Origin of the sequence: Pseudomonas putida, assembly GCF_028682175.1 — a bacterium.
In the GTDB taxonomy this organism is placed as follows: Bacteria; Pseudomonadota; Gammaproteobacteria; order Pseudomonadales; family Pseudomonadaceae; genus Aquipseudomonas; species Aquipseudomonas putida_AD.
Window position 1 is genome coordinate 144,593 of record NZ_JANHKS010000006.1, and the last position, 19,680, is coordinate 164,272.

The 19,680-nt window shown below is 62.2% G+C and carries 17 protein-coding genes and 1 riboswitch; of the genes, 12 read left to right on the forward strand and 5 right to left on the reverse strand.

Features of this window, described 5'->3' with window-relative positions; all coding sequences use genetic code 11:
* The first annotated feature begins 10 nt into the window (after positions 1-10).
* From otnK to otnI, 4 genes are all read left to right on the forward strand, one after another.
* The gene (otnK, locus tag NPS29_RS07050) at positions 11-1,303 is read left to right on the forward strand and encodes a 3-oxo-tetronate kinase (RefSeq protein ID WP_274131608.1); all 1,293 of its coding nucleotides are present in this window, start codon (positions 11-13) and stop codon (positions 1,301-1,303) included.
* Entirely contained in the window at positions 1,300-1,938 is a 639-nt protein-coding gene (locus NPS29_RS07055) for an aldolase (RefSeq protein ID WP_274131610.1), read from the forward strand. Before otnK ends, NPS29_RS07055 begins: the two co-directional genes overlap by 4 nt.
* A 92-nt stretch (positions 1,939-2,030) precedes the next feature.
* The gene (locus NPS29_RS07060; protein ID WP_274131611.1) at positions 2,031-3,488 is read left to right on the forward strand and encodes an SLC13 family permease; all 1,458 of its coding nucleotides are present in this window, start codon (positions 2,031-2,033) and stop codon (positions 3,486-3,488) included.
* A gap of 64 nt (positions 3,489-3,552) precedes the next feature.
* Entirely contained in the window at positions 3,553-4,344 is a 792-nt protein-coding gene (otnI, locus tag NPS29_RS07065; RefSeq protein ID WP_274131612.1) for a 2-oxo-tetronate isomerase, read from the forward strand.
* Between the two features lie 102 nt (positions 4,345-4,446).
* On the opposite strand, the gene NPS29_RS07070 is transcribed toward otnI, so the two are convergent.
* Positions 4,447-4,851 (reverse strand): acyl-CoA thioesterase, encoded by a 405-nt coding sequence (locus NPS29_RS07070; protein ID WP_274131613.1) that lies wholly within the window; start codon positions 4,849-4,851, stop codon positions 4,447-4,449.
* A gap of 190 nt (positions 4,852-5,041) precedes the next feature.
* Positions 5,042-5,154: riboswitch (S-adenosyl-L-homocysteine riboswitch) on the forward strand.
* 20 nt (positions 5,155-5,174) lie between these two features.
* On the opposite strand from NPS29_RS07070, the gene ahcY reads away from it, so the two are divergent.
* The 5 genes from ahcY (at position 5,175) to NPS29_RS07095 (ending at position 11,862) form a co-directional block, all read left to right on the forward strand.
* Positions 5,175-6,584, forward strand: coding sequence for an adenosylhomocysteinase (gene ahcY / locus NPS29_RS07075; protein ID WP_274131614.1), 1,410 nt, complete (start codon positions 5,175-5,177; stop codon positions 6,582-6,584).
* A 197-nt stretch (positions 6,585-6,781) separates the two neighbouring features.
* Complete coding sequence (gene metF, locus NPS29_RS07080) at positions 6,782-7,627, forward strand: methylenetetrahydrofolate reductase [NAD(P)H] (protein WP_274131615.1); 846 nt, start codon at positions 6,782-6,784, stop codon at positions 7,625-7,627.
* Between the two features lie 108 nt (positions 7,628-7,735).
* The gene (locus tag NPS29_RS07085) at positions 7,736-8,824 is read left to right on the forward strand and encodes a hypothetical protein (RefSeq protein WP_274131616.1); all 1,089 of its coding nucleotides are present in this window, start codon (positions 7,736-7,738) and stop codon (positions 8,822-8,824) included.
* Positions 8,825-8,898: 74 nt separating this feature from the next.
* Complete coding sequence (locus NPS29_RS07090; protein WP_274131617.1) at positions 8,899-9,714, forward strand: substrate-binding periplasmic protein; 816 nt, start codon at positions 8,899-8,901, stop codon at positions 9,712-9,714.
* Between the two features lie 216 nt (positions 9,715-9,930).
* Positions 9,931-11,862, forward strand: coding sequence for a DEAD/DEAH box helicase (locus tag NPS29_RS07095; RefSeq protein ID WP_274131618.1), 1,932 nt, complete (start codon positions 9,931-9,933; stop codon positions 11,860-11,862).
* Positions 11,863-11,928: 66 nt separating this feature from the next.
* Here the strand turns inward: NPS29_RS07095 and NPS29_RS07100 are convergent, their stop codons facing one another.
* From NPS29_RS07100 to NPS29_RS07110, 3 genes are all read right to left on the reverse strand, one after another.
* Entirely contained in the window at positions 11,929-12,525 is a 597-nt protein-coding gene (locus NPS29_RS07100; protein WP_274131619.1) for a YceI family protein, read from the reverse strand.
* Between the two features lie 32 nt (positions 12,526-12,557).
* A complete protein-coding gene (locus tag NPS29_RS07105; RefSeq protein WP_274131620.1) occupies positions 12,558-13,109 on the reverse strand; it encodes a cytochrome b in 552 nt (183 codons plus the stop codon).
* 361 nt (positions 13,110-13,470) lie between these two features.
* Entirely contained in the window at positions 13,471-15,273 is a 1,803-nt protein-coding gene (locus NPS29_RS07110; protein WP_274131621.1) for a flavin monoamine oxidase family protein, read from the reverse strand.
* 234 nt (positions 15,274-15,507) lie between these two features.
* On the opposite strand from NPS29_RS07110, the gene NPS29_RS07115 reads away from it, so the two are divergent.
* Both NPS29_RS07115 and NPS29_RS07120 read left to right on the forward strand, forming a co-directional pair.
* A complete protein-coding gene (locus NPS29_RS07115; RefSeq protein WP_274131622.1) occupies positions 15,508-16,914 on the forward strand; it encodes an adenosylmethionine--8-amino-7-oxononanoate transaminase in 1,407 nt (468 codons plus the stop codon).
* Positions 16,915-17,099: 185 nt separating this feature from the next.
* Positions 17,100-17,819, forward strand: a complete 720-nt coding sequence (locus tag NPS29_RS07120) for a 16S rRNA (uracil(1498)-N(3))-methyltransferase (RefSeq protein WP_274131623.1) — start codon at positions 17,100-17,102, stop codon at positions 17,817-17,819.
* 156 nt (positions 17,820-17,975) lie between these two features.
* Here the strand turns inward: NPS29_RS07120 and trhA are convergent, their stop codons facing one another.
* Positions 17,976-18,593 (reverse strand): PAQR family membrane homeostasis protein TrhA, encoded by a 618-nt coding sequence (gene trhA / locus NPS29_RS07125; RefSeq protein ID WP_274131624.1) that lies wholly within the window; start codon positions 18,591-18,593, stop codon positions 17,976-17,978.
* Positions 18,594-18,758: 165 nt separating this feature from the next.
* On the opposite strand from trhA, the gene NPS29_RS07130 reads away from it, so the two are divergent.
* The gene (locus NPS29_RS07130) at positions 18,759-19,679 is read left to right on the forward strand and encodes a LysR family transcriptional regulator (RefSeq protein WP_274131625.1); all 921 of its coding nucleotides are present in this window, start codon (positions 18,759-18,761) and stop codon (positions 19,677-19,679) included.
* Position 19,680 lies beyond the last annotated feature (1 nt).

Sequence of the window (19,680 nt, forward strand, 5' to 3'; positions counted from 1 at the left end):
GACATCGCACATGAGCAACACGACTCCGCGCCCTCTCTTGGGCTGCATTGCCGACGACTTCACCGGCGCCACCGACCTTGCCAACATGCTGGTGCGTGGCGGCATGCGCACCGTGCAAAGCATCGGTATTCCAAGCGCTGAAAGCCTGGCCGAACTGGACGCCGACGCCATCGTCATCGCCCTGAAATCGCGCACCACCCCGGCTGCCGAAGCGGTCGAGGAATCGCTGCAGGCCTTGCAGTGGCTGCGTGATCGCGGCTGCGAGCAGATCTTCTTCAAGTACTGCTCCACCTTCGACTCGACCGCCAAAGGCAACATCGGCCAGGTCAGCGAGGCGCTGCTGCAGGCGCTGGACAGCGACTTCACCCTGGCCTGCCCGGCCTTCCCGGAAAACGGTCGCACGATCTTCCGTGGCCACCTGTTCGTGCAGGATCAACTGCTCAACGAATGCGGCATGCAGAACCACCCGCTGACCCCGATGAGCGACGCGAACCTGGTCCGCGTGCTGCAATCGCAAACCGAAAAGAAGGTCGGCCTGCTGCGCTACGACAGCATCGCCAAGGGCGTTGAAGGCGTGCGTGCGCGCATCGCCGAACTGCGTGCCAACGGCGTGGTCATGGCCATCGCCGACGCACTGTCCGATGCCGACCTGTACACCCTGGGCGAAGCCTGCGCCGACCTGCCGCTGCTGACTGGCGGTTCGGGTCTGGCGCTGGGCCTGCCGGGCAACTTCCGCAAGGCTGGCAAGCTGCGCGACATCGACGCTGCAAAACTTGCGCAGGTTGACGGCGGCGAAGTGGTCCTGGCCGGTAGCGCATCGGTCGCCACCAACGGCCAGGTGGCTGCCTGGCTGGAAGCCGGTCGCCCTGCCCTGCGGATCGATCCGCTGGCGCTGGCCGACGGCAAGCCTGTGGTCGAAGACGCCCTGGCCTTCGCCCGCGATGCCGGTCAGACGGTTCTGATCTACGCCACCAGCAGCCCGGATGAAGTCAAAGCCGTGCAGCAGAAGCTGGGCGTCGAGCGCGCAGGCGCGATGGTTGAAGAGGCCCTGGGCAAGATCGCCAGCGGCCTGCTGAAGGCCGGCGTAAAACGCTTCGTCGTCGCAGGCGGCGAGACCTCGGGCGCGGTGGTTCAAGCGCTGGGCGTGAGCCTGCTGAAAATCGGCGCGCAGATCGATCCGGGCGTTCCGGCGACCATCAGCAGTGGCGACCAGCCGCTGGCACTGGCGCTCAAGTCCGGCAACTTCGGTGGCCGTGACTTCTTCGACAAGGCCCTCAAGCAGTTGGCCGGAGGTGCTGCATGAGTGCCGAAAACAAACTGCGCGAAGAAATCTGCGACATCGGCCGCCTGCTGTTCGGCCGTGGCTATACCGTCGGCAGCGCGGGCAACATCAGTGCACGCCTGGATGACGGCTGGCTGATCACCCCGACCGACGCCTGCCTGGGCCGCCTGGACCCGGCAGCCATCGCCAAGGTCAACCTGGCGGGCGAATGGGTGTCGGGCGACAAGCCGTCGAAAACCCTGATGCTGCACCGCGAAGTCTACGACCGTAACCCAAGGGTTGGCGGTGTGGTGCACACCCACTCCACGCACCTGGTGGCGCTGACCCTGGCCGGCGTCTGGCAGCAGAACGACATCCTTCCGCCCATCACGCCGTATCAGGTGATGAAGGTCGGCCACATCCCGCTCATCAACTACGAGCGCCCGGGCTCGCCGAAAGTCGCCGAACAGGTGGCGAAACTGGCGAACAGCGTGCGCGGCGTGATGCTCGAGCGGCTGGGGCCGGTGGTCTGGGAAAGCTCGGTGGCCAAGGCAGCCTTTGCCCTGGAAGAGCTCGAAGAGACCGCCCGCCTGTGGCTGATGAGCAACCCCAAACCCGAGCCTCTGGACGCAGCGGCGCTGGAAGATCTGCGCCAGGCGTTCGGTGTGAACTGGTAACCCGCTGACAAAGCGTTTGATTGGGGACCGCTTCGGCGGTCTCCGGCTCCCGGCTCGCCGGACAAAAATAACAACAGGACACGACACTCAACATGACTCCTCTGATCCTAATGACCATCGCAGGTGCCGGCATCGCGCTGTTGCTGCTGCTGGTCCTCAAGTACAAATTCCAGCCGTTCGTGGCCCTGATGCTCGTCAGCATCATCGTCGCCCTGGTCGCAGGCGTTAAGCCGGCTGACCTGGTGGCAACCATCGAAGGCGGCATGGGCAAGACCCTGGGCCACATCGCGATCATCATCGCGCTGGGTGCCATGATCGGGCGAATCATCGAGCTGTCCGGCGGCGCCGAGGCGCTGGCCAAGACCCTGATCAACCGCTTCGGCAACAAGCGCACGCCGCTGGCCCTGACTGTCGCCGGTTTCATGGTCGGCATTCCGGTGTTCTTCGAAGTCGGCGTGATCATCCTGATGCCACTGGCCTATGGCGTTGCTCGCGCGGCGCGCAAGCCGCTGCTGATCTTCGCCCTGCCGATGTGTGCCGCGCTGCTGTCGGTGCATGCGTTCCTGCCGCCGCATCCGGGCGCTGTCGCCGCTGCCGGGCAACTGGGCGCTGACCTTGGCCGTGTGCTGATGTTCGGTATCCCGATGGTGGCGGTGCTGTGCCTGATCGGTTACGTGATCGCCGGTCGCATGACCCGCAAGACCTACCCGATGACCGACGACATCCGCAGCGAAGTCTACGGTCCGCACATCACCAACGAAGACCTGGTGGCGTGGGCCAACAACGACTACTCCAACACCAAGGAAGCGACCCACACCAAAGAGTTGGGCCTGGAAGAAAGCGCCAGCAGCCTGGCAGCCAAATTGCCCAAGGCTCCGGCACCGGGCGCCGGGATTATCGTTGCGCTGATTCTGCTGCCGATCATCCTGATCCTGCTGGGCACCCTGGCCACCACCATGCTGCCAGCGGATTCGACCCTGCGCAGCGTGCTGACCGTGCTGGGCGCGCCGCTGGTTGCGCTGCTGATCGACACCCTGCTGTGTGCCTGGATCCTCGGTTCGCGCCGTGGCTGGAGCCGCAGCCAGGTGTCCGACGTGATCGGCTCGGCCCTGCCGGGCGTTGCCATGGTGATCCTGATTGCCGGCGCCGGTGGCGTGTTCGGCAAGGTCCTGGTGGACACCGGCATCGGTGCTGTCGTTTCCGAAGCGTTGCGTAACACCGGCCTGCCGGTTCTGGCGCTGGGCTTTATCCTGACGCTGCTGTTGCGCGCCGTGCAAGGCTCGACCACAGTGGCACTGGTGACCACTGCCGGCATCCTCAGCCCGCTGATCGCCAGCATGAACCTCTCCGCCAACCACATGGCCCTGCTGTGCCTGGCCATGGGCGGTGGCGGCCTGGCGATGTCGCACATCAACGACGCCGGTTACTGGATGTTCACCAAGCTGGCCGGCCTGAACGTTGGCGACGGCCTGCGCAACTGGACCTTCCTGGTCACCGTGCTCGGCACGCTGGGCTTCCTGATGACCCTGGTGCTCTGGCCGTTCGTTTGATACCCCAGGCGGTGTGCAAATCCTGATTGCACGCCGCCTGTCTCTTAGAAGACAGGAGTAAGACATGCCTCGTTTCGCTGCCAATCTCAGCATGCTGTACCCGCAACACGAGTTCCTCGACCGCTTCGCTGCTGCGGCGGCAGACGGTTTCGAGGCGGTGGAGTACCTGTTTCCGTACGACTTCACGGCTGCCGAGATCAAACAACGCCTGGTCGACAACAAACTGACCCAGGCGCTGTTCAACGCACCGCCGGGTGACTGGGCCAAGGGCGAGCGCGGGATTGCCTCGCTGCCGGGTCGTGAAGAAGAGTTTCGCGCAGGCATCCAGAAGGCACTGGAATACGCTGCCGTGCTGGGCAACGACCGCATCCACGTGATGGCCGGCCTGCTGCCAGGCGAAGAGCTGCGCCAGAAGCATCACGCGGTGTACATCGAGAACCTGCGTTATGCCGCGCAAGAAGCGGCCAAGGTCGGCGTGACCGTGCTGATCGAGCCGATCAACACCCGAGACATGCCAGGCTTCTTCCTCAATCGCCAGGACCAGGGCCAGGCCGTGTGCAAGGAAGTCGGTGCCGACAACCTGAAAGTGCAGTTCGACTTCTATCACTGCCAGATCGTCGAAGGCGATGTGATCAGCAAGTTGCGCCGTGATTTCGCAGGCGTCGGCCACATCCAGATCGCGGGCGTGCCGGACCGTCATGAGCCGAATCTGGGCGAAGTGAATTATCCGTGGCTGTTCGAAGAAATCGACCGCCTGGGCTACACCGGCTGGATCGGTTGCGAGTACCGCCCTAAAGGCGATACCAGCGAAGGCTTGCAGTGGCTGCGGGACTGGAAGGCCGCACACAAGGCCTGATGCGACTCTCTTCGTAGCAGCACGGCTTGCCGGCGGGAGCGACCTTGAGTACGCCCCCGCCGGCAAGCCGTGCTGCTACGGACCGGTTGGGTTACCGGACGATCACTCGTTCACCGCCTCATCCTTGAACTGGTCCTTCACGTACGTGATCTCGGTCTTGCCGTGGGGCGCTGGCAAACCGTCTTCGCCCAGGTTCACGAACACCATCTTCTCCACCGTCAGGATGCTCTTGCGGGTGATCTTGTTGCGCACCTGGCAGGTCAGGGTGATCGAGGTGCGGCCAAACTCCGTCGCGGTGATACCCAACTCGATGATGTCGCCCTGGCGCGAGGCGCTGACGAAGTTGATCTCGGAAATGTACTTGGTCACCACCCGCTGGTTACCCAACTGAACGATGGCGTAGATCGCCGCTTCCTCGTCGATCCAGCGCAGCAGGCTGCCCCCGAACAAGGTGCCGTTGGGGTTGAGGTCTTCGGGTTTCACCCACTTGCGAGTGTGGAAGTTCATAGGGGGCTCCAGGGCGTTTGGAAAATCGTGGCGTTTGTGCCCCCAAGCTTCAAGCTTCAAGCCCCAAGCTGCAAGTAAAAGCAGATCTGCTTTCACTTGTCGCTTGCAGCTTGCAGCTTATAGCTCAGAAGTTATAATCGCCCCCGCTTCAAAAAACGGTCATCACCACTTGATACCGTTTTCCCGCCACCTGTCCGAGGGGCGCTGCAGCAGGTCAGACCTGTCAGGCTCGGATGGGGCGTTGTTTGTTCAGGTTCGTCTCGAACCGGACAAGCCTTAAACGCACAACGGCGCCCATTCGCACACTACGAATGGAGACTCTTATGAGCGCTGTACAGACGCCCGCCGATTTCAACGATTTCAAGGTTGCCGACATTTCCCTGGCTGCATGGGGCCGTCGCGAAACCATCATCGCTGAGTCCGAAATGCCTGCCCTGATGGGCCTGCGTCGCAAATACGCCGGTGAGCAACCGCTCAAGGGCGCGAAGATTCTCGGCTGCATCCACATGACCATCCAGACTGCCGTGCTGATCGAAACCCTGGTTGCCCTGGGTGCCGAAGTACGCTGGTCGTCGTGCAACATTTTCTCGACTCAGGACCAGGCCGCTGCCGCCATCGCCGCTGCCGGTATCCCTGTCTTCGCCTGGAAAGGCGAGACCGAAGAAGAGTACGAGTGGTGCATCGAGCAGACCATCCTCAAGGACGGTCAGCCATGGGACGCCAACATGATCCTCGACGACGGCGGCGACCTGACCGAGATCCTGCACAAGAAATACCCGGCGATGCTGGACAAGATCCACGGCGTCACCGAAGAAACCACCACTGGCGTACACCGCCTGCTGGACATGCTGGCCAAGGGCGAACTGAAGATCCCTGCGATCAACGTCAACGACTCGGTCACCAAGAGCAAGAACGACAACAAGTACGGCTGCCGTCACAGCCTGAACGACGCCATCAAGCGCGGCACCGACCACCTGCTGTCCGGCAAGCAAGCGCTGGTCATCGGTTACGGTGACGTGGGCAAGGGCTCGGCCCAGTCCCTGCGTCAGGAAGGCATGATCGTGAAGGTCACCGAAGTAGACCCGATCTGCGCCATGCAGGCATGCATGGACGGTTTCGAGCTGGTTTCGCCGTTCATCAACGGTGAAAGCGACGGCACCGAAGCGACTATCGACAAGGCTCTGCTGGGCAAGATCGACCTGATCGTGACCACCACCGGCAACGTCAACGTCTGCGACGCGAACATGCTCAAGGCGCTGAAAAAACGCGCTGTGGTCTGCAACATCGGTCACTTCGACAACGAAATCGACACCGCTTTCATGCGCAAGAACTGGGCATGGGAAGAAGTGAAGCCACAAGTGCACAAGATCCACCGCACAGGCAGCGGCGATTTCGACCCACAGAACGACGACTATCTGATCCTGCTGGCCGAAGGCCGTCTGGTGAACCTGGGCAACGCCACCGGCCACCCGAGCCGCATCATGGACGGCTCGTTCGCCAACCAGGTTCTGGCCCAGATCTTCCTGTTCGACCAGAAGTACGCTGACCTGAGCCCGGCTCAGAAAGCCGAGCGCCTGACCGTTGAAGTTCTGCCGAAAAAGCTGGACGAAGAAGTGGCCCTGGAAATGGTGCGCGGCTTCGGCGGCGTGGTCACCAAACTGACCAAGACCCAGGCCGACTACATCGGCGTGAGCGTCGAAGGTCCGTTCAAGCCGCACGCTTACCGCTACTGATCGAGCGCTGAACGTTCGCTTTGCATGTGGGAGCAGGTTAGCTCGCTCCCACATGAACGAACGCAGCCCTGTAGGAGTGAGCTTGCTCGCGATTGCCATTTATCAGCCAATGCTGCATTGACTGAACGAATGCCATCGCGAGCAAGCTCACTCCTACAGGATTTTGCGTCAGGCTTCTGAAATCCCAGGATACGACCATGTCCCAAGACCGTCGCTACAGCTTCGAGTTCTTCCCGACGAAGACCGACGCTGGTCATGAAAAACTGATGGCTGTCGCCCGCACGCTGGCCAGCTACAACCCACACTTCTTCTCCTGCACCTACGGTGCCGGTGGGTCCACGCGCGAGCGCACGATCAACACCGTGCTGCAGCTGGAAAAAGAAGTGAATATCCCGTCGGCGCCGCATTTGTCGTGCGTCGGCGACAGCAAGGCCGACCTGCGCGGCCTGCTGACGCAATACAAGGATGCGGGCATCAAACGCATCGTCGCCCTGCGCGGCGACCTGCCTTCGGGCATGGGCATTTCCGGCGGTGAGTTGCCTCACGCCAGTGATCTGGTGACGTTCATCCGCGAAGAAACCGGCAACCATTTCGAAATCGAAGTCGCCGCCTACCCGGAAATGCACCCACAGGCACGCAACTTCGAAGACGACCTGAAGAACTTCGTGCGTAAGGCCAACGCCGGTGCCAACAGCGCGATCACCCAGTATTTCTTCAACGCCGACAGCTACTTCTACTTCGTCGAGCGCGTGCAGAAGATGGGCGTGAACATCCCGATCGTGCCGGGCATCATGCCCATCACCAACTACAGCAAGCTGGCACGTTTCTCCGACGCCTGCGGCGCAGAGATCCCACGCTGGATCCGCAAGCAACTGGAAGCCTACGGCGATGATTCGGCGAGCATCCAGGCGTTTGGCGAACAGGTCGTGACGCAAATGTGCGAGCAATTGTTGCAAGGCGGCGCACCGGGCCTGCACTTCTATACGATGAACCAGACTGAACCTAGCCTGTCGATCTGGAACAATCTCAAACTGCCCCGCTGAACGGTTTGAATCTGTCTCGAACATGCCGGTCACTATAGGGTAATGTTCGCACGGCAGGCTGATAGTACATGGCCTGCCAGTGCCTGACCGAGACGGATATCCAAGCAGTTGACTTCATTCAATAACATCTCTTCCCGCCCGCAGCTGGTCTACCTGGTATTCGGTGCCGACACCTACCACCAGGAAGCAGTCTTCAGCATTGCGAGTGCCCTGGCAAAAGCCGGTGATACAACCGAGCGTCCCTTCGACATTCAAGTCTTCAGCGACAACCCAGAACCCTATCGTCATCTGCCGGTGCGCGTACGCGCCATCGATGCCGAGATGCGCCGCCAGTGGAGCGGGCCGCACCATTATCACTTCCGCTGCAAACATGTCGTTGCGCGCATGGTGCTGCAGGAGTCGGAAAAAGCGATCCTGATCGACACCGACACCTTCTTCCACGCAAGCCCCATGGCGCTGTTCGAACGGGTTCAGCCAGGCACGCTGCTGTGCAACGCCTTTCAACTGCGCTATGCCGATTGCAAGGGCACCATCCTCTACACCGCACTGGCCGAAACCCTGGCGCAGCGTGGCCTGGCCGATGATGAAATGTCGCTGGTGAACTCCGGCGTGATCGGGCTCACACATCAGGACATGGCGCTGCTCGACAGCTCCATCGCATTGATGGACGAGTTCTTCCCCATCACCCCCGGCGCCTACACGCTGGAGGAATTCTGCCTGGGCGTTGCCGCCTACCGCTCGCTGAAAGTCGATCAGTGCACCGACCTGATCCACCATTACTGGAGCCGCAAGCAGCTGTTTCGCGCCAAGGTTCGCGCCTGGCTGGGCAAGCATGGCCACGCTCCGCTCAGCGCCCAGGCCCTGCACGACACCGGCAATGTCTCGGCACAGTTGCCGCGGCCCGGTACCTGGCAGCGCCTGGTGTACAAGAGCGCGACCCTCGCGGTGCCACAGCCGCAGCGCCAGTTCGTGCGTGAGGTGCTGTACGGCTGCTGTGAGTACCCGAACGAATTCGATCGCGCCTGCTCCGCCGTCTGGTGGGAAAAGGCCTTCAGCAACGCCGAACGACGGATGCAGGGCCCCATCCCGCCAGCGCAGCTCCAGCAATGGCTGGAGCACTGGGCAGTGCGCAGGCTGCTTGGCCGTCGGCGTACCGCCATCTACCAGCATCTGGTCAAGGTGCAGCGCTCGGCCTGATCGACCGCAGGCGGCGCGAGCGATCTCTTGCGCCGCCCCTTCTATTTGGCGGGCGAGCATCGTACTCTCGCGCCATGCCCCTGAACCTGCGACTGCTATGCGCCGCCCTTCTCGTCTGCCTGAGCTTCACCGCTCTGGGCGAAAGGCTGCGTCTTGTCACCGAACCCTGGGCGCCCTATGTGATGGTCGATGGCCAGGAGGCGTCGGGGCTGGACTACGAGATGACCACCATCGTCTTCAAGCGCCTGGGGATCGACGTGCAGTGGCAGTTCCTGCCCTGGAAGCGTTGCCTGTTGATGCTTGAGCAGGGTGAAGCCGACGGCGTGCTGGACATTCTCAAGCTGCCCGAACGCGATAACCTGCTGCTGTACCCGAACGAGCCGCTGTCCGAGATCAACTGGGTGCTGTTCCAGGCCAAGGCCCGTCCGCACCGGTTCGAGCGCATGGAGGACCTGACCGGGTTGACCGTCGGGGTATCCCCCGGCTACCAGTACAGCCCGGAATTCGACGCCTCGACCCTGTTCATCCGGGAGCCGGCGCCCACCCACGAGGCCAACTTCGGCAAACTGGCCCGTGGCCGCGTCGATCTGGTGGTGACCGAGCGCCTGGTTGGCCAACAGATGATCGACAAGCTCAAGCTGCGCGACGAGATCAGCGAAGTGCCCAACGTGATTGCCCGCCAGGACCTGTACCTGGCGGTGCGGCGCAACGTCGGCATGGATCTGCTGGTGCAGCGCTTCGGCGCCGAACTCAAGCGTTTCAAGCGCGAGCCGGCCTATGCCGAGCTGGTGGCGCGTTACACCGGGGAGCTGCCGCCGGCCCCGGCAACCACGCAAACGGCCGACGGGCATGATAAAACCGTTGAGCAGCACGAACGCAGCGAGTTGTGATTGCTCTGTTATACTCCCGCGATCCCGCCAGGCTCACGCCCGGATGCTCGGTCTCACAGAAGACTTCTCGAACACGTCAGCAGCGCATTTTCTTTCACCCGCGCCCTGCCCCGAGTTGAACTTACAGACCCCGGGACTGCGCCCTTCGAACTCTTTTTCGCGCGAGCACCTCACTTCTATTCGGGCCCATTGCCCCAACTTAAGACAGGATTACTCATGTCCTTTGCTTCCCTCGGTCTCTCCGAGGCTTTAGTCAGCGCCATCGAGGCGGCTGGCTATTCCCAGCCTACGCCAGTGCAACAGCGGGCTATCCCCGCCGTGTTGCAAGGCCGCGATCTGATGGTCGCCGCACAGACAGGTACTGGTAAAACCGGTGGTTTCGCTCTCCCCATCCTGGAGCGCCTGTTCCCCAACGGTCACCCGGACAAATCCCAGCGTCACGGCCCGCGCCAACCGCGCGTACTGGTCCTGACCCCAACCCGTGAACTTGCAGCCCAGGTCCACGACAGCTTCAAGATCTACGCCAAGAACCTGAAGTTCGTCAGCGCCTGCATTTTCGGCGGCGTCGGCATGAACCCGCAGGTGCAGGCCATGTCCCGTGGCGTCGACGTTCTGGTCGCCTGCCCCGGCCGCCTGCTGGACCTGGCAGGCCAGGGCAGCGTCGATCTGTCCCACGTTGAAATCCTGGTCCTGGACGAAGCCGACCGCATGCTCGACATGGGCTTCGTTCACGATGTGAAGAAAGTCCTCGCGCGCCTCCCGGCCAAGCGTCAGAACCTGCTGTTCTCGGCCACTTTCTCGGCCGACATCACCGCTCTTGCAGGCAAGCTGCTGCATGACCCGGAGCGCATCGAAGTCACGCCGCCGAACACCACGGTCGAGCGCATCGAACAACGCGTCTTCCGCCTGCCGGCCAACCACAAGCGTTCGCTGCTGGCGCACCTGATCACCCAGGGCGCGTGGGAACAGGTGCTGGTCTTCACCCGCACCAAGCACGGCGCCAACCGCCTGGCCGAGTACCTGGACAAGCACGGCCTGAGCGCCGTCGCGATCCACGGCAACAAGAGCCAGAACGCCCGCACCAAGGCCCTGGCCGATTTCAAGGCCGGCACCGTGCGCATCATGGTCGCGACCGACATCGCCGCCCGTGGCCTGGACATCGACCAACTGCCTCACGTGGTCAACTTCGAACTGCCTAACGTCGACGAAGACTACGTGCACCGCATCGGTCGTACCGGCCGTGCTGGCCGCAGCGGCGAGGCGATCTCGCTGGTCGCGCCGGACGAAGAGAAGCTGCTCAAGAGCATTGAGCGCATGACCAGGCAGAAGATCGCCGACGGCGATCTGATGGGCTTCGACATCAACTCGGTCGAAGCGGAAAAGCCTGAAGTGCGCGAACGCCCGGACGTGCGCAACCCGCGCAACGGTCGTGGCCCGCGTGGCGACGGTCCTAACGGCGGCGGCGGTGGTGGCGGTCGCAAGGACAAAGGCAAAGACAAGGGCAAGGACAAGGAAAAACCGGCTGCCGCAGCCGCCTCCGAAGGCGAGCGTCCTGCACGCAACCAGCAGCGCCGGCAGAAGCCGCGTCAGGGCACGCCATCCGGCGAAGCGCGTCAGGCCCAGCCACAACCGGCCCCACGCGCCAATCGCGATCCGGAAGAGTTCCTGGACGACGAAGTCGACAACTTCGGCAACCGCGCCGACTACGTCAGCCCCTACCAGGGCAAGAACCAGCAAGGCCGCGGCCGTCGTCCGGGCGCTCCGGCCACCGGCACCGCGCCTGCTCCACGGGGTCAGGGCCAGGGTCGCAGCAACCCGCGTGGTGGCAGCGCTTCGAACGGCAGCACCTCGGGTGGTGCTCGTTCGGGTGGTGGCGCCAGCACCGGTTCAGGCGAAAAACGCGGCGGTTCTCGCACAGGCCAAGGCCGTCGCGAAGATCAGCCACGCAACCGCCGCCCGGCCCGTGACGATCAGCCTGCGCGCCAAGAGCCAGCCGTTCGCGGCCCTCGCGATGGCCAGCCTGGTCCGAAGATCATGCACAAAGAGTCCAAGGTTGACCGTTTCCCGTCCGCCGAACTGCTCGACCAACTGCCAAGCCGCCCGCGCGGTGAAAAGCCGGCCTTGCTGACGCGTAACCGCGAAGGCTAAGCCCTCAGGCAGAAACGAAAACGCCCCGACTGGTTCGGGGCGTTTTTGTTTCCGTATAAAACGGTGTTACTTGGCTTTGACGCCTTCGAACGAGATTTCGAAGTTGACGACGTCAGACGCTGGACCCAGGTCCATCATCTTGCCGAAATCCGAACGCTTGATCGAAGTGGTGCCGTTGAAGCCAGCGCGGTAGCCGCCCCATGGGTCCTTGCCTTCGCCGTTGAAGGTGGCCTTGATCACGACCGGCTTGGTCACGCCGTGCAGGGTCAGGTCGCCTTCTACGTCAGCAGTGGTCTTGCCATCGGCGTTCTTGCCAACGTTGGTGACCTTGGTGGAGACGAACTTGGCGTCAGGGTAGGTAGCGACGTCCAGGAAGTCCTTGCTGCTGATGTGCTTGTTACGCTCGGCGTGGTTGGTGTCGACGCTGGCGGTCTTGATGTCGATGCTGATCTTGCTGTCTTCAGGCTTGGCAGCATCGAAGCTGAAGTTACCGGTCCAGTCCTTGAAGGTACCGTGGATGAAGCTGTAGCCCAGGTGGCTGATGGTGAAGTCGATGAAGGCGTGCTGGCCTTCTTTATCGATGGTGTAGTCAGCCGCCATTGCCTGGCCTGCCGACAGCAGCGCGGAACCGATGGCCAGTGCAGCAAGTGTCTTTTTCAACATACGTCGTCTTCCTATGGTTCAGTTGAGAAGCGTCAGGCCTTGCGGCCAAGCATACGAATAAGCGTCGCATCACGGTCGATGAAGTGATGCTTGAGGGCGGCCAGGCCATGAAGTACAGCGAAGATCACCAGGGTCCAGGCCAGGTACAGGTGCACTTCGCCAGCAACGTCCGCCTGGTCGGGCAGTCCGCTGATCAGCGCAGGCACTTCAAACAGTCCGAACACCGGGATACCGACACCTTCTGCGGTGGAAATCAGGTATCCGGCAAACATCACCAGGAACAGGTCCAGATACAGGAACGCGTGCCCCAGTGTCGCCGCGACCCGCACGAACCGGCTATGGTTGGCCGGAGGCGGCGGTGGCGGGCTGACGAAACGCCAGACCACACGGATCAGCATGAACAGAAACAGCGTGATCCCGATGCTCTTGTGCAGATCAGGACCCGCCTTGCGCCAGGTGTCGTAGTAACCGAGCCCGACCATCCACAAGCCCAGCGCGAACAACCCGAAAACCGTCAGCGCCACGCCCCAGTGCAGAACAATGCTGACCCAGCCATAGCGAGAAGAAGAGTTGCGTAACTGCATGGTAGAGATCCTGTAAAAGCAGCCCTTGAAGCTGCGAGAAAGACTAGCGGTTTACCTATCGAAAGAAAGCGCAAAATTTCGCTTTGAAACATCAGAAAATACGATGGGAAAATCCCGTCATATTTTTCTCCATGGCCGATTAACGCAACGTTACGGTCGTAGCTAACATTCCCCTCGTAGCAGCACGGCTTGCCGGCGGGAGCGATCTCACTGCCGCCCCCGCTGGCAAGCCATGCTGCTACGATTCGGCGTCAGGTCCGAACCTCATCAATAACAACACTCTAGACGCTGGGCTTATTCGCCAGGCGAAAAAAAAGGCGCGGCCTCAAACCGCGCCTTTCTCATTGCCAGCACTCAGCGATCAGTTCTTGCTGTCCGTTGCCGGAGCCGCCTTGTCGGTCGCAGCCTTGGCTGGCGCCTTTTTCGCGGCGTCAGTCTTGGCCGGTGCCTTGTGGGTCGTGGCAGGCTTGGCCGGAGCCTTTTTCACAGGCTCCTTCTTGGCCGGTTCTTTCTTGGCCGGGGCCTTTTTCGCAGGCTCAACCACCGCAGGCTTGGCCGGCTCGACCGCAGGCGCAGGCGGCGGAGTCACTGGTGCTGGTGCTGGTGCTGGTGCTGGTGCAGGCGCAGGGGCCGGTGCTGGAGCAGGCTCTGGTGCCTTCTCGGCCGGTTTGGCTTCAGGCTTGGAACCACCAAACATGTTCGAGAAGAAGCCGCCAATGCCGCCGCCGCTTTCCTTCGGTGCTGCGTCAGGCGCTTTCGGTGGCGCAACTTTCACAGGCTCGAAAGACTTGCCGGCCGCTAGGTCCTGAACCTGCCCGGCAGCGCGCTGACCGGTGCGCAATGCGCCCTCCAGCGTGCCTGGGTACAGGGCGTCGGTGTGCTCACCGGCGAACGCAATGCGCTGCAGCGGCTTTTCCCACAGGCGCCAGTATTTGCTGATCTGCCCCGGACCAAACGCCAGGTAGGCACCGCCCGTGGAAGGATCGACGCTGGAGCGACGGATTTCATAACCGGTAAACGCGCCACGGGCCTGCGGGTAGAACGCATGCAGGCGAATCAGCACCTGGTCCACCATCTGCTTGTCGCCAAAGGCCTGCATGATGCGGGCGTTGTCGCCGGACAGGTTGATGACCGCGTTGGCACCGCCCTTCAGGGCAGGCTCGATCCACAGCATGCCGAGGCCGGTGTTGCTGTAGATTTCACCGGACATGCGCGCCTTGCTGTCCCACACCGGCGTCTTGAACTTGAGCATGATCTGGTCATGCCAGCCGTAGTTGGTGCTCTTGATCGCGCCCTGATGCTGGGCGTCCAGCGCCGGGGTCAGCTGAATCTTGCTCAGCGCGCGCAATGGCACGGCCAGTACCACGTACTCGGCTTCATAGCCTACCGCGCCGACCTTGACGGTCACGCCGTCCTTGTCCTGGTTGATGGCCGATACCGGCGAGTTGGTCTTGATGACTTTCAGCTGTTTGACGAACTCTTCAGCCAGCACCGCACTGCCGCCCGGCAGGCGTGCTGCACGGCGGTCACGATCCTCGACGTTGCGATTGACCCGCGACTGCTGTGCGAAATACAACAGCGAGAGGCGCGAAGGCTCGTCGTAACGGGTACGAATCTGCTGGTTGATGAGCTGACGCGCAGTCGGCGGCAGGTTCAGGCGATCCAGCCAGTTGGCGACGTTGATCTGATCCAGCGCGAACAGCGTGCTGTTGGCCGCCGGGTTTTCGGGATCGGTGATCGAACGGGCCATGTCGTCCAGCGCAGCTTCGTAGCGCTTGATGGCTTCGGCAGTGGCTGGTTGTTTGGTCGCAAGATCGGCGGCGCTGAAGTACTCGCCTTCGATCAGGTAACCCGGTGTGCGCACGAACTCTGGCGCAGGCACGGGTTTGAGCTTGAAGCGCTCCAGGTACTGGTTGAGCACCGGTTGCGCCTTGGTGTTGCCGATCCACTCGCTGCCCGCAAGGCCCGAACGACCGCCAACCGCGGGTTTGGCTTCCAGCAGGGTGACTTGCCAGCCCTTGTTCTGCAGCTCATAAGCCGCCGTCAGGCCTGCCAGGCCACCCCCGACGACAATCGCCGTATGCGGCTTATCCACAGCCTGCGCGTGCGCGCTGACCAGCCCAACCATCACCAGCGCACAGGCGCGCAGCCAACCAGAAAGCATTTAGCGAACTCCGGAATAAAACGAGGGAAGGGGCGGATTTTCTTGTTCGCGCCTTCAAAGAGCGCGAAGGATACGCCAGCCGTGAAAGGCCCGCCAGCACTGCGCGCAGGGCCGATTTCTGGCGTCAGCCAAGCGTTTGAAAATACGCTAAAGGTTGTCCCTGTCCGGCGCATTGCATAGGCTTGCGCGATTGTTTGCCCTCGCGTCATGCGAGTCGTCACCGGGAGATTAAAGATGGGCCTCAACGATCAGTGGATGCAACGCGACTTGAAAGTCCTGTGGCACCCCTGCACCCAGATGAAAGACCACGAAAAGCTGCCGCTGATCCCGATCAAGCGCGGCGAAGGCGTGTGGCTCGAAGATTTCGAGGGCAAGCGTTACCTGGACGCGGTCAGTTCCTGGTGGGTCAACGTGTTCGGCCACGCCAACCCGCGCATCAACCAGCGCATCAAGGATCAGGTCGATCAGCTGGAACACGTGATCCTGGCAGGCTTCAGCCATCAGCCGGTGATCGAGCTGTCGGAGCGCCTGGTGGCGATGACGCCGGAAGGGCTGACGCGGTGCTTCTACGCCGATAACGGTTCGTCCTGCATCGAAGTCGCGCTGAAAATGAGCTTTCACTACTGGCTCAATCGCGGCAAGCCGGCCAAGAAACGCTTCGTGACCCTGACCAACAGCTACCACGGCGAAACCGTCGCGGCGATGTCGGTAGGCGATGTACCGCTGTTCACTGAAACCTACAAAGCGCTGCTGATGGACACCATCAAGGTGCCGAGCCCCGACTGCTATCACCGCCCGGAAGGCGTGAGCTGGGAAGAGCACACCAGCACCATGTTCGCGGTGATGGAACAGACCCTGGCCGAGCATCACGACACCATCGCCGCCGTCATCATCGAGCCGCTGATCCAGGGCGCTGGCGGCATGCGCATGTACGATCCGATCTACCTCAAGCTGCTGCGCGAGGCCTGTGATCGCTATGGCGTGCACCTGATCCACGACGAAATCGCAGTAGGCTTCGGTCGCACCGGCACCATGTTCGCCTGCGAGCAGGCCGGCATACGTCCTGACTTCCTGTGCCTGTCCAAGGCGCTGACCGGGGGCTACCTGCCGCTTGCGGCGTGCATCACCACCGATGACGTCTACGACGCCTTCTACGACGAATACCCGACCCTGCGCGCCTTCCTGCACTCCCACAGCTACACCGGCAACCCGCTGGCCTGTGCGGCGGCGCTGGCGACGCTGGACATCTTCGAGCAGGACAACGTCATCGAGAACAACAAGGCGCTGGCCCAGCGCATGAAGACCGCGACGGCGCACCTGGCCGATCACCCCAACGTCGCCGAAGTGCGGCAGACCGGGATGGCCGTTGCCATCGAGATGGTCCAGGACAAGGCCAGCAAGACGGCTTACCCCTGGCAGGAGCGACGCGGCCTGAAAGTCTTCGAACACGCCCTGACCCGTGGCGCGCTGCTGCGTCCGCTGGGCAGCGTGGTGTACTTCCTGCCGCCCTACGTCATCACCCCGGAGCAGATCGACTTCCTGGCCGAAGTGGCGAGCGAAGGCATCGACATCGCGACCCGCAGCAGCGTCAGCGTGGCGGTGCGGGAGAATTTCCACCCGGACTTCCGTGATCCGGGCTGACAGCCCACACGAATGATGATGGTTTCCACGCTCCGCGTTGGGGGCCATCAATTAATCCTGTAGGAGTGAGCTTGCTCGCGATGCGGCGTGTCAGCCACGTTGTGTTGACTGAACAACCGCTATCGCGAGCAAGCTCACTCCTACAGGGGCTGCGCCGAACACAACACCTTTGCAGAGAAACAACCATGAGACTCTCCCGCTTTTTCATCGACGCCCCCCTGAGCATCGGCGAGCACGAACTGCCAGAAGCCCAGGCGCACTACATCGGTCGGGTGCTGCGCATGGCTGTGGGCGATGCCGTGCAGCTGTTCGACGGCTCCGGGACGGAGTTTCGCGCAACGCTCACCGAGGTCGGCAAGAAACAGGTGCGCGTGCAGGTGACCGAGAGCTTTGCGGGGATGGCGGAATCGCCCCTGCAGATCCACCTGGGCCAGGGCCTGTCTCGCGGCGAGCGCATGGACTGGGCGATTCAGAAAGCCACCGAACTTGGCGTCACGCAGATCACCCCGATCATCAGCGAACGCTGCGAAGTACGGTTAAAAGATGAGCGGGCGGAAAAGCGTCAGGCCCACTGGCAGCAGATCGCGATCAGCGCGTGCGAGCAGTGCGGGCGCTCGGTGGTGCCGGTGGTCAACCCGCCGGTCACCCTTGCCGACTGGCTCAAAAGCACCGAAGCGGACCTGAAACTGGTGCTGCATCCGGTGGCCGAGCCGTTGGTCAGTCATGCCAAACCTGCAAGCCTGGCGTTTTTGATCGGGCCCGAAGGCGGCTTGAACGATGCCGAGGTGGATCAGGCCCAGGACGCCGGCTTCCACGCCGCCCGCCTCGGCCCGCGGGTGCTGCGCACCGAAACCGCTCCGGTCGTGGCCCTGAGCGTCGCGCAGCAGTTGTGGGGGGATTTCTAAGGGAAAATTTCTTTCGGAACCAACCCAAAATTTTATCTATTCTCCTCGCCCCGTAGCAGCACGGCTTGCCGGCGGGAGCGGTGTGTCAGTCAACTCATCATTGGCTGACACACCGCCCCCGCCGGCAAGCCGTGCTGCTACGGGTGGCTGTGTAGCTCAGAGCACATACCACGTGATCGCCACAAAATGCAGCAGACTCCCGGCGATCACGAACAGATGCCAGATCCCGTGCCAATGCCGGAATCGCTTGTCATACGCAAAGAAAATAATCCCCACCGTGTACAGCACCCCACCCAGCGCCAGCCAGGTAAAACCGGCGGTGCCCAGCGCTGCCATCAGCGGCTTGACCGCCACCAGCACGATCCAGCCCATGACTGCGTAGATCACAATCGACATCACCCGCGCCTCCGAACGCGGCTTGATCTCCTGCAGCATGCCGATCACCGCCAGTCCCCAGACAATCCCGAACAGCGTCCAGCCCCACGGGCCGCGCAGGGTGACCAGGCAAAACGGCGTGTAGCTGCCGGCAATCAGCAAATAGATCGACAAGTGATCGACCTTTTGCATGATGACCTTCGCCCGCCCGCGCACGCTGTGATACACCGTCGAGGCGCTGTACAGCAGCACCAGCGCCACGCCATACACCGCCACACTGACAATCTTCCACACGTCACCGGCAAGGCTCGCGATCACCAGCAGCCACACCGCACCGACGGACGCCAGCACCGCACCGACCAGGTGGGTCCAGGCATTGAATTTTTCTCCGTAATACATCCGTAACGGACCTCTCTAGTGACGCCTCAGAAGCTCAAGGCTCAAGCTTATGACGCCAAAGTGCAACGCATGTGTCAGTGAAGATGAGAATTTAATGCAGCCGGACGCCTGCGACTTCGGCACAATCGAGCGCATGCACAACAAGAATCAGCAGCGGAAGACACGATGCAGATCGACGAAGAGCTGACCCTCAAGAAGCTGGAAATCTTCCTGGCCTTCATGCGCACCGGCAACCTGGCCCGGGCCGCTTCGGAGTTGCAGACCAGCACCGTGAGCGTGCACCGCGCCATCCACTCGCTGGAGAGCGCCCTGCGCTGCCCGCTGTTCAAGCACGAAGGCCGCAACCTGACGCCCCTTGAAAGTGCCTATGTGCTGGAAGAGCGCGCGCAGAAAATCGTCCAGGAAGTGCTCGCCACTGTCGAACAGACGCGCCAGGCGGCGGGCTTCTCCGCAGCGCGCTTCAAGCTTGGGGCGCTCTACTCGCTGACGGTCAAGACCGTGCCGCAGCTGATCATGGGCCTGAAGATCCGCCGCAGCGAACTCAACATCGACCTGATCCTGGGCTCGAACATCGATCTGTTCTACAAGCTGAAAAACATGGAAGTGGATGCGATCCTGGTGTCGCTCAACGAGAGCGTGAATGATCCGGATTGCGAGCAGTTGCCGCTGTTTTCCGACGACATATTTCTCGCCACCCCCGCCGACTCGCCGTTCGCCCAGCAAAGCGAAGTGGACCTGAGCGACCTGCGCGAAGCCACCTTCATCACCCTCACCCAAGGCTTCGCCACCCACCGCGACGGCATGCGGGTGTTCCAGCAGGCCGGCTTCGAGCCCAAGGTGGCGATGCAGGTCAACGACATCTTCACCCTGCTGAGCATGGTCAGCTCAGGCGTAGGCTACGCCCTGCTTCCCGGCCGCATCGCCGCCGTCTACGAAAACCGCGTCCGCCTGATCCCGCTGCAAGCCCGCTACCACATGCAGCAACACATCGGCCTGGTCTTCCTCAAGGCCCGCGAACGCGACCCGAACCTGCTGGCGTTGCTGGCGGAGTGCAGGATGTATTCGAATCGGCTGGTGGAGGGTTAGA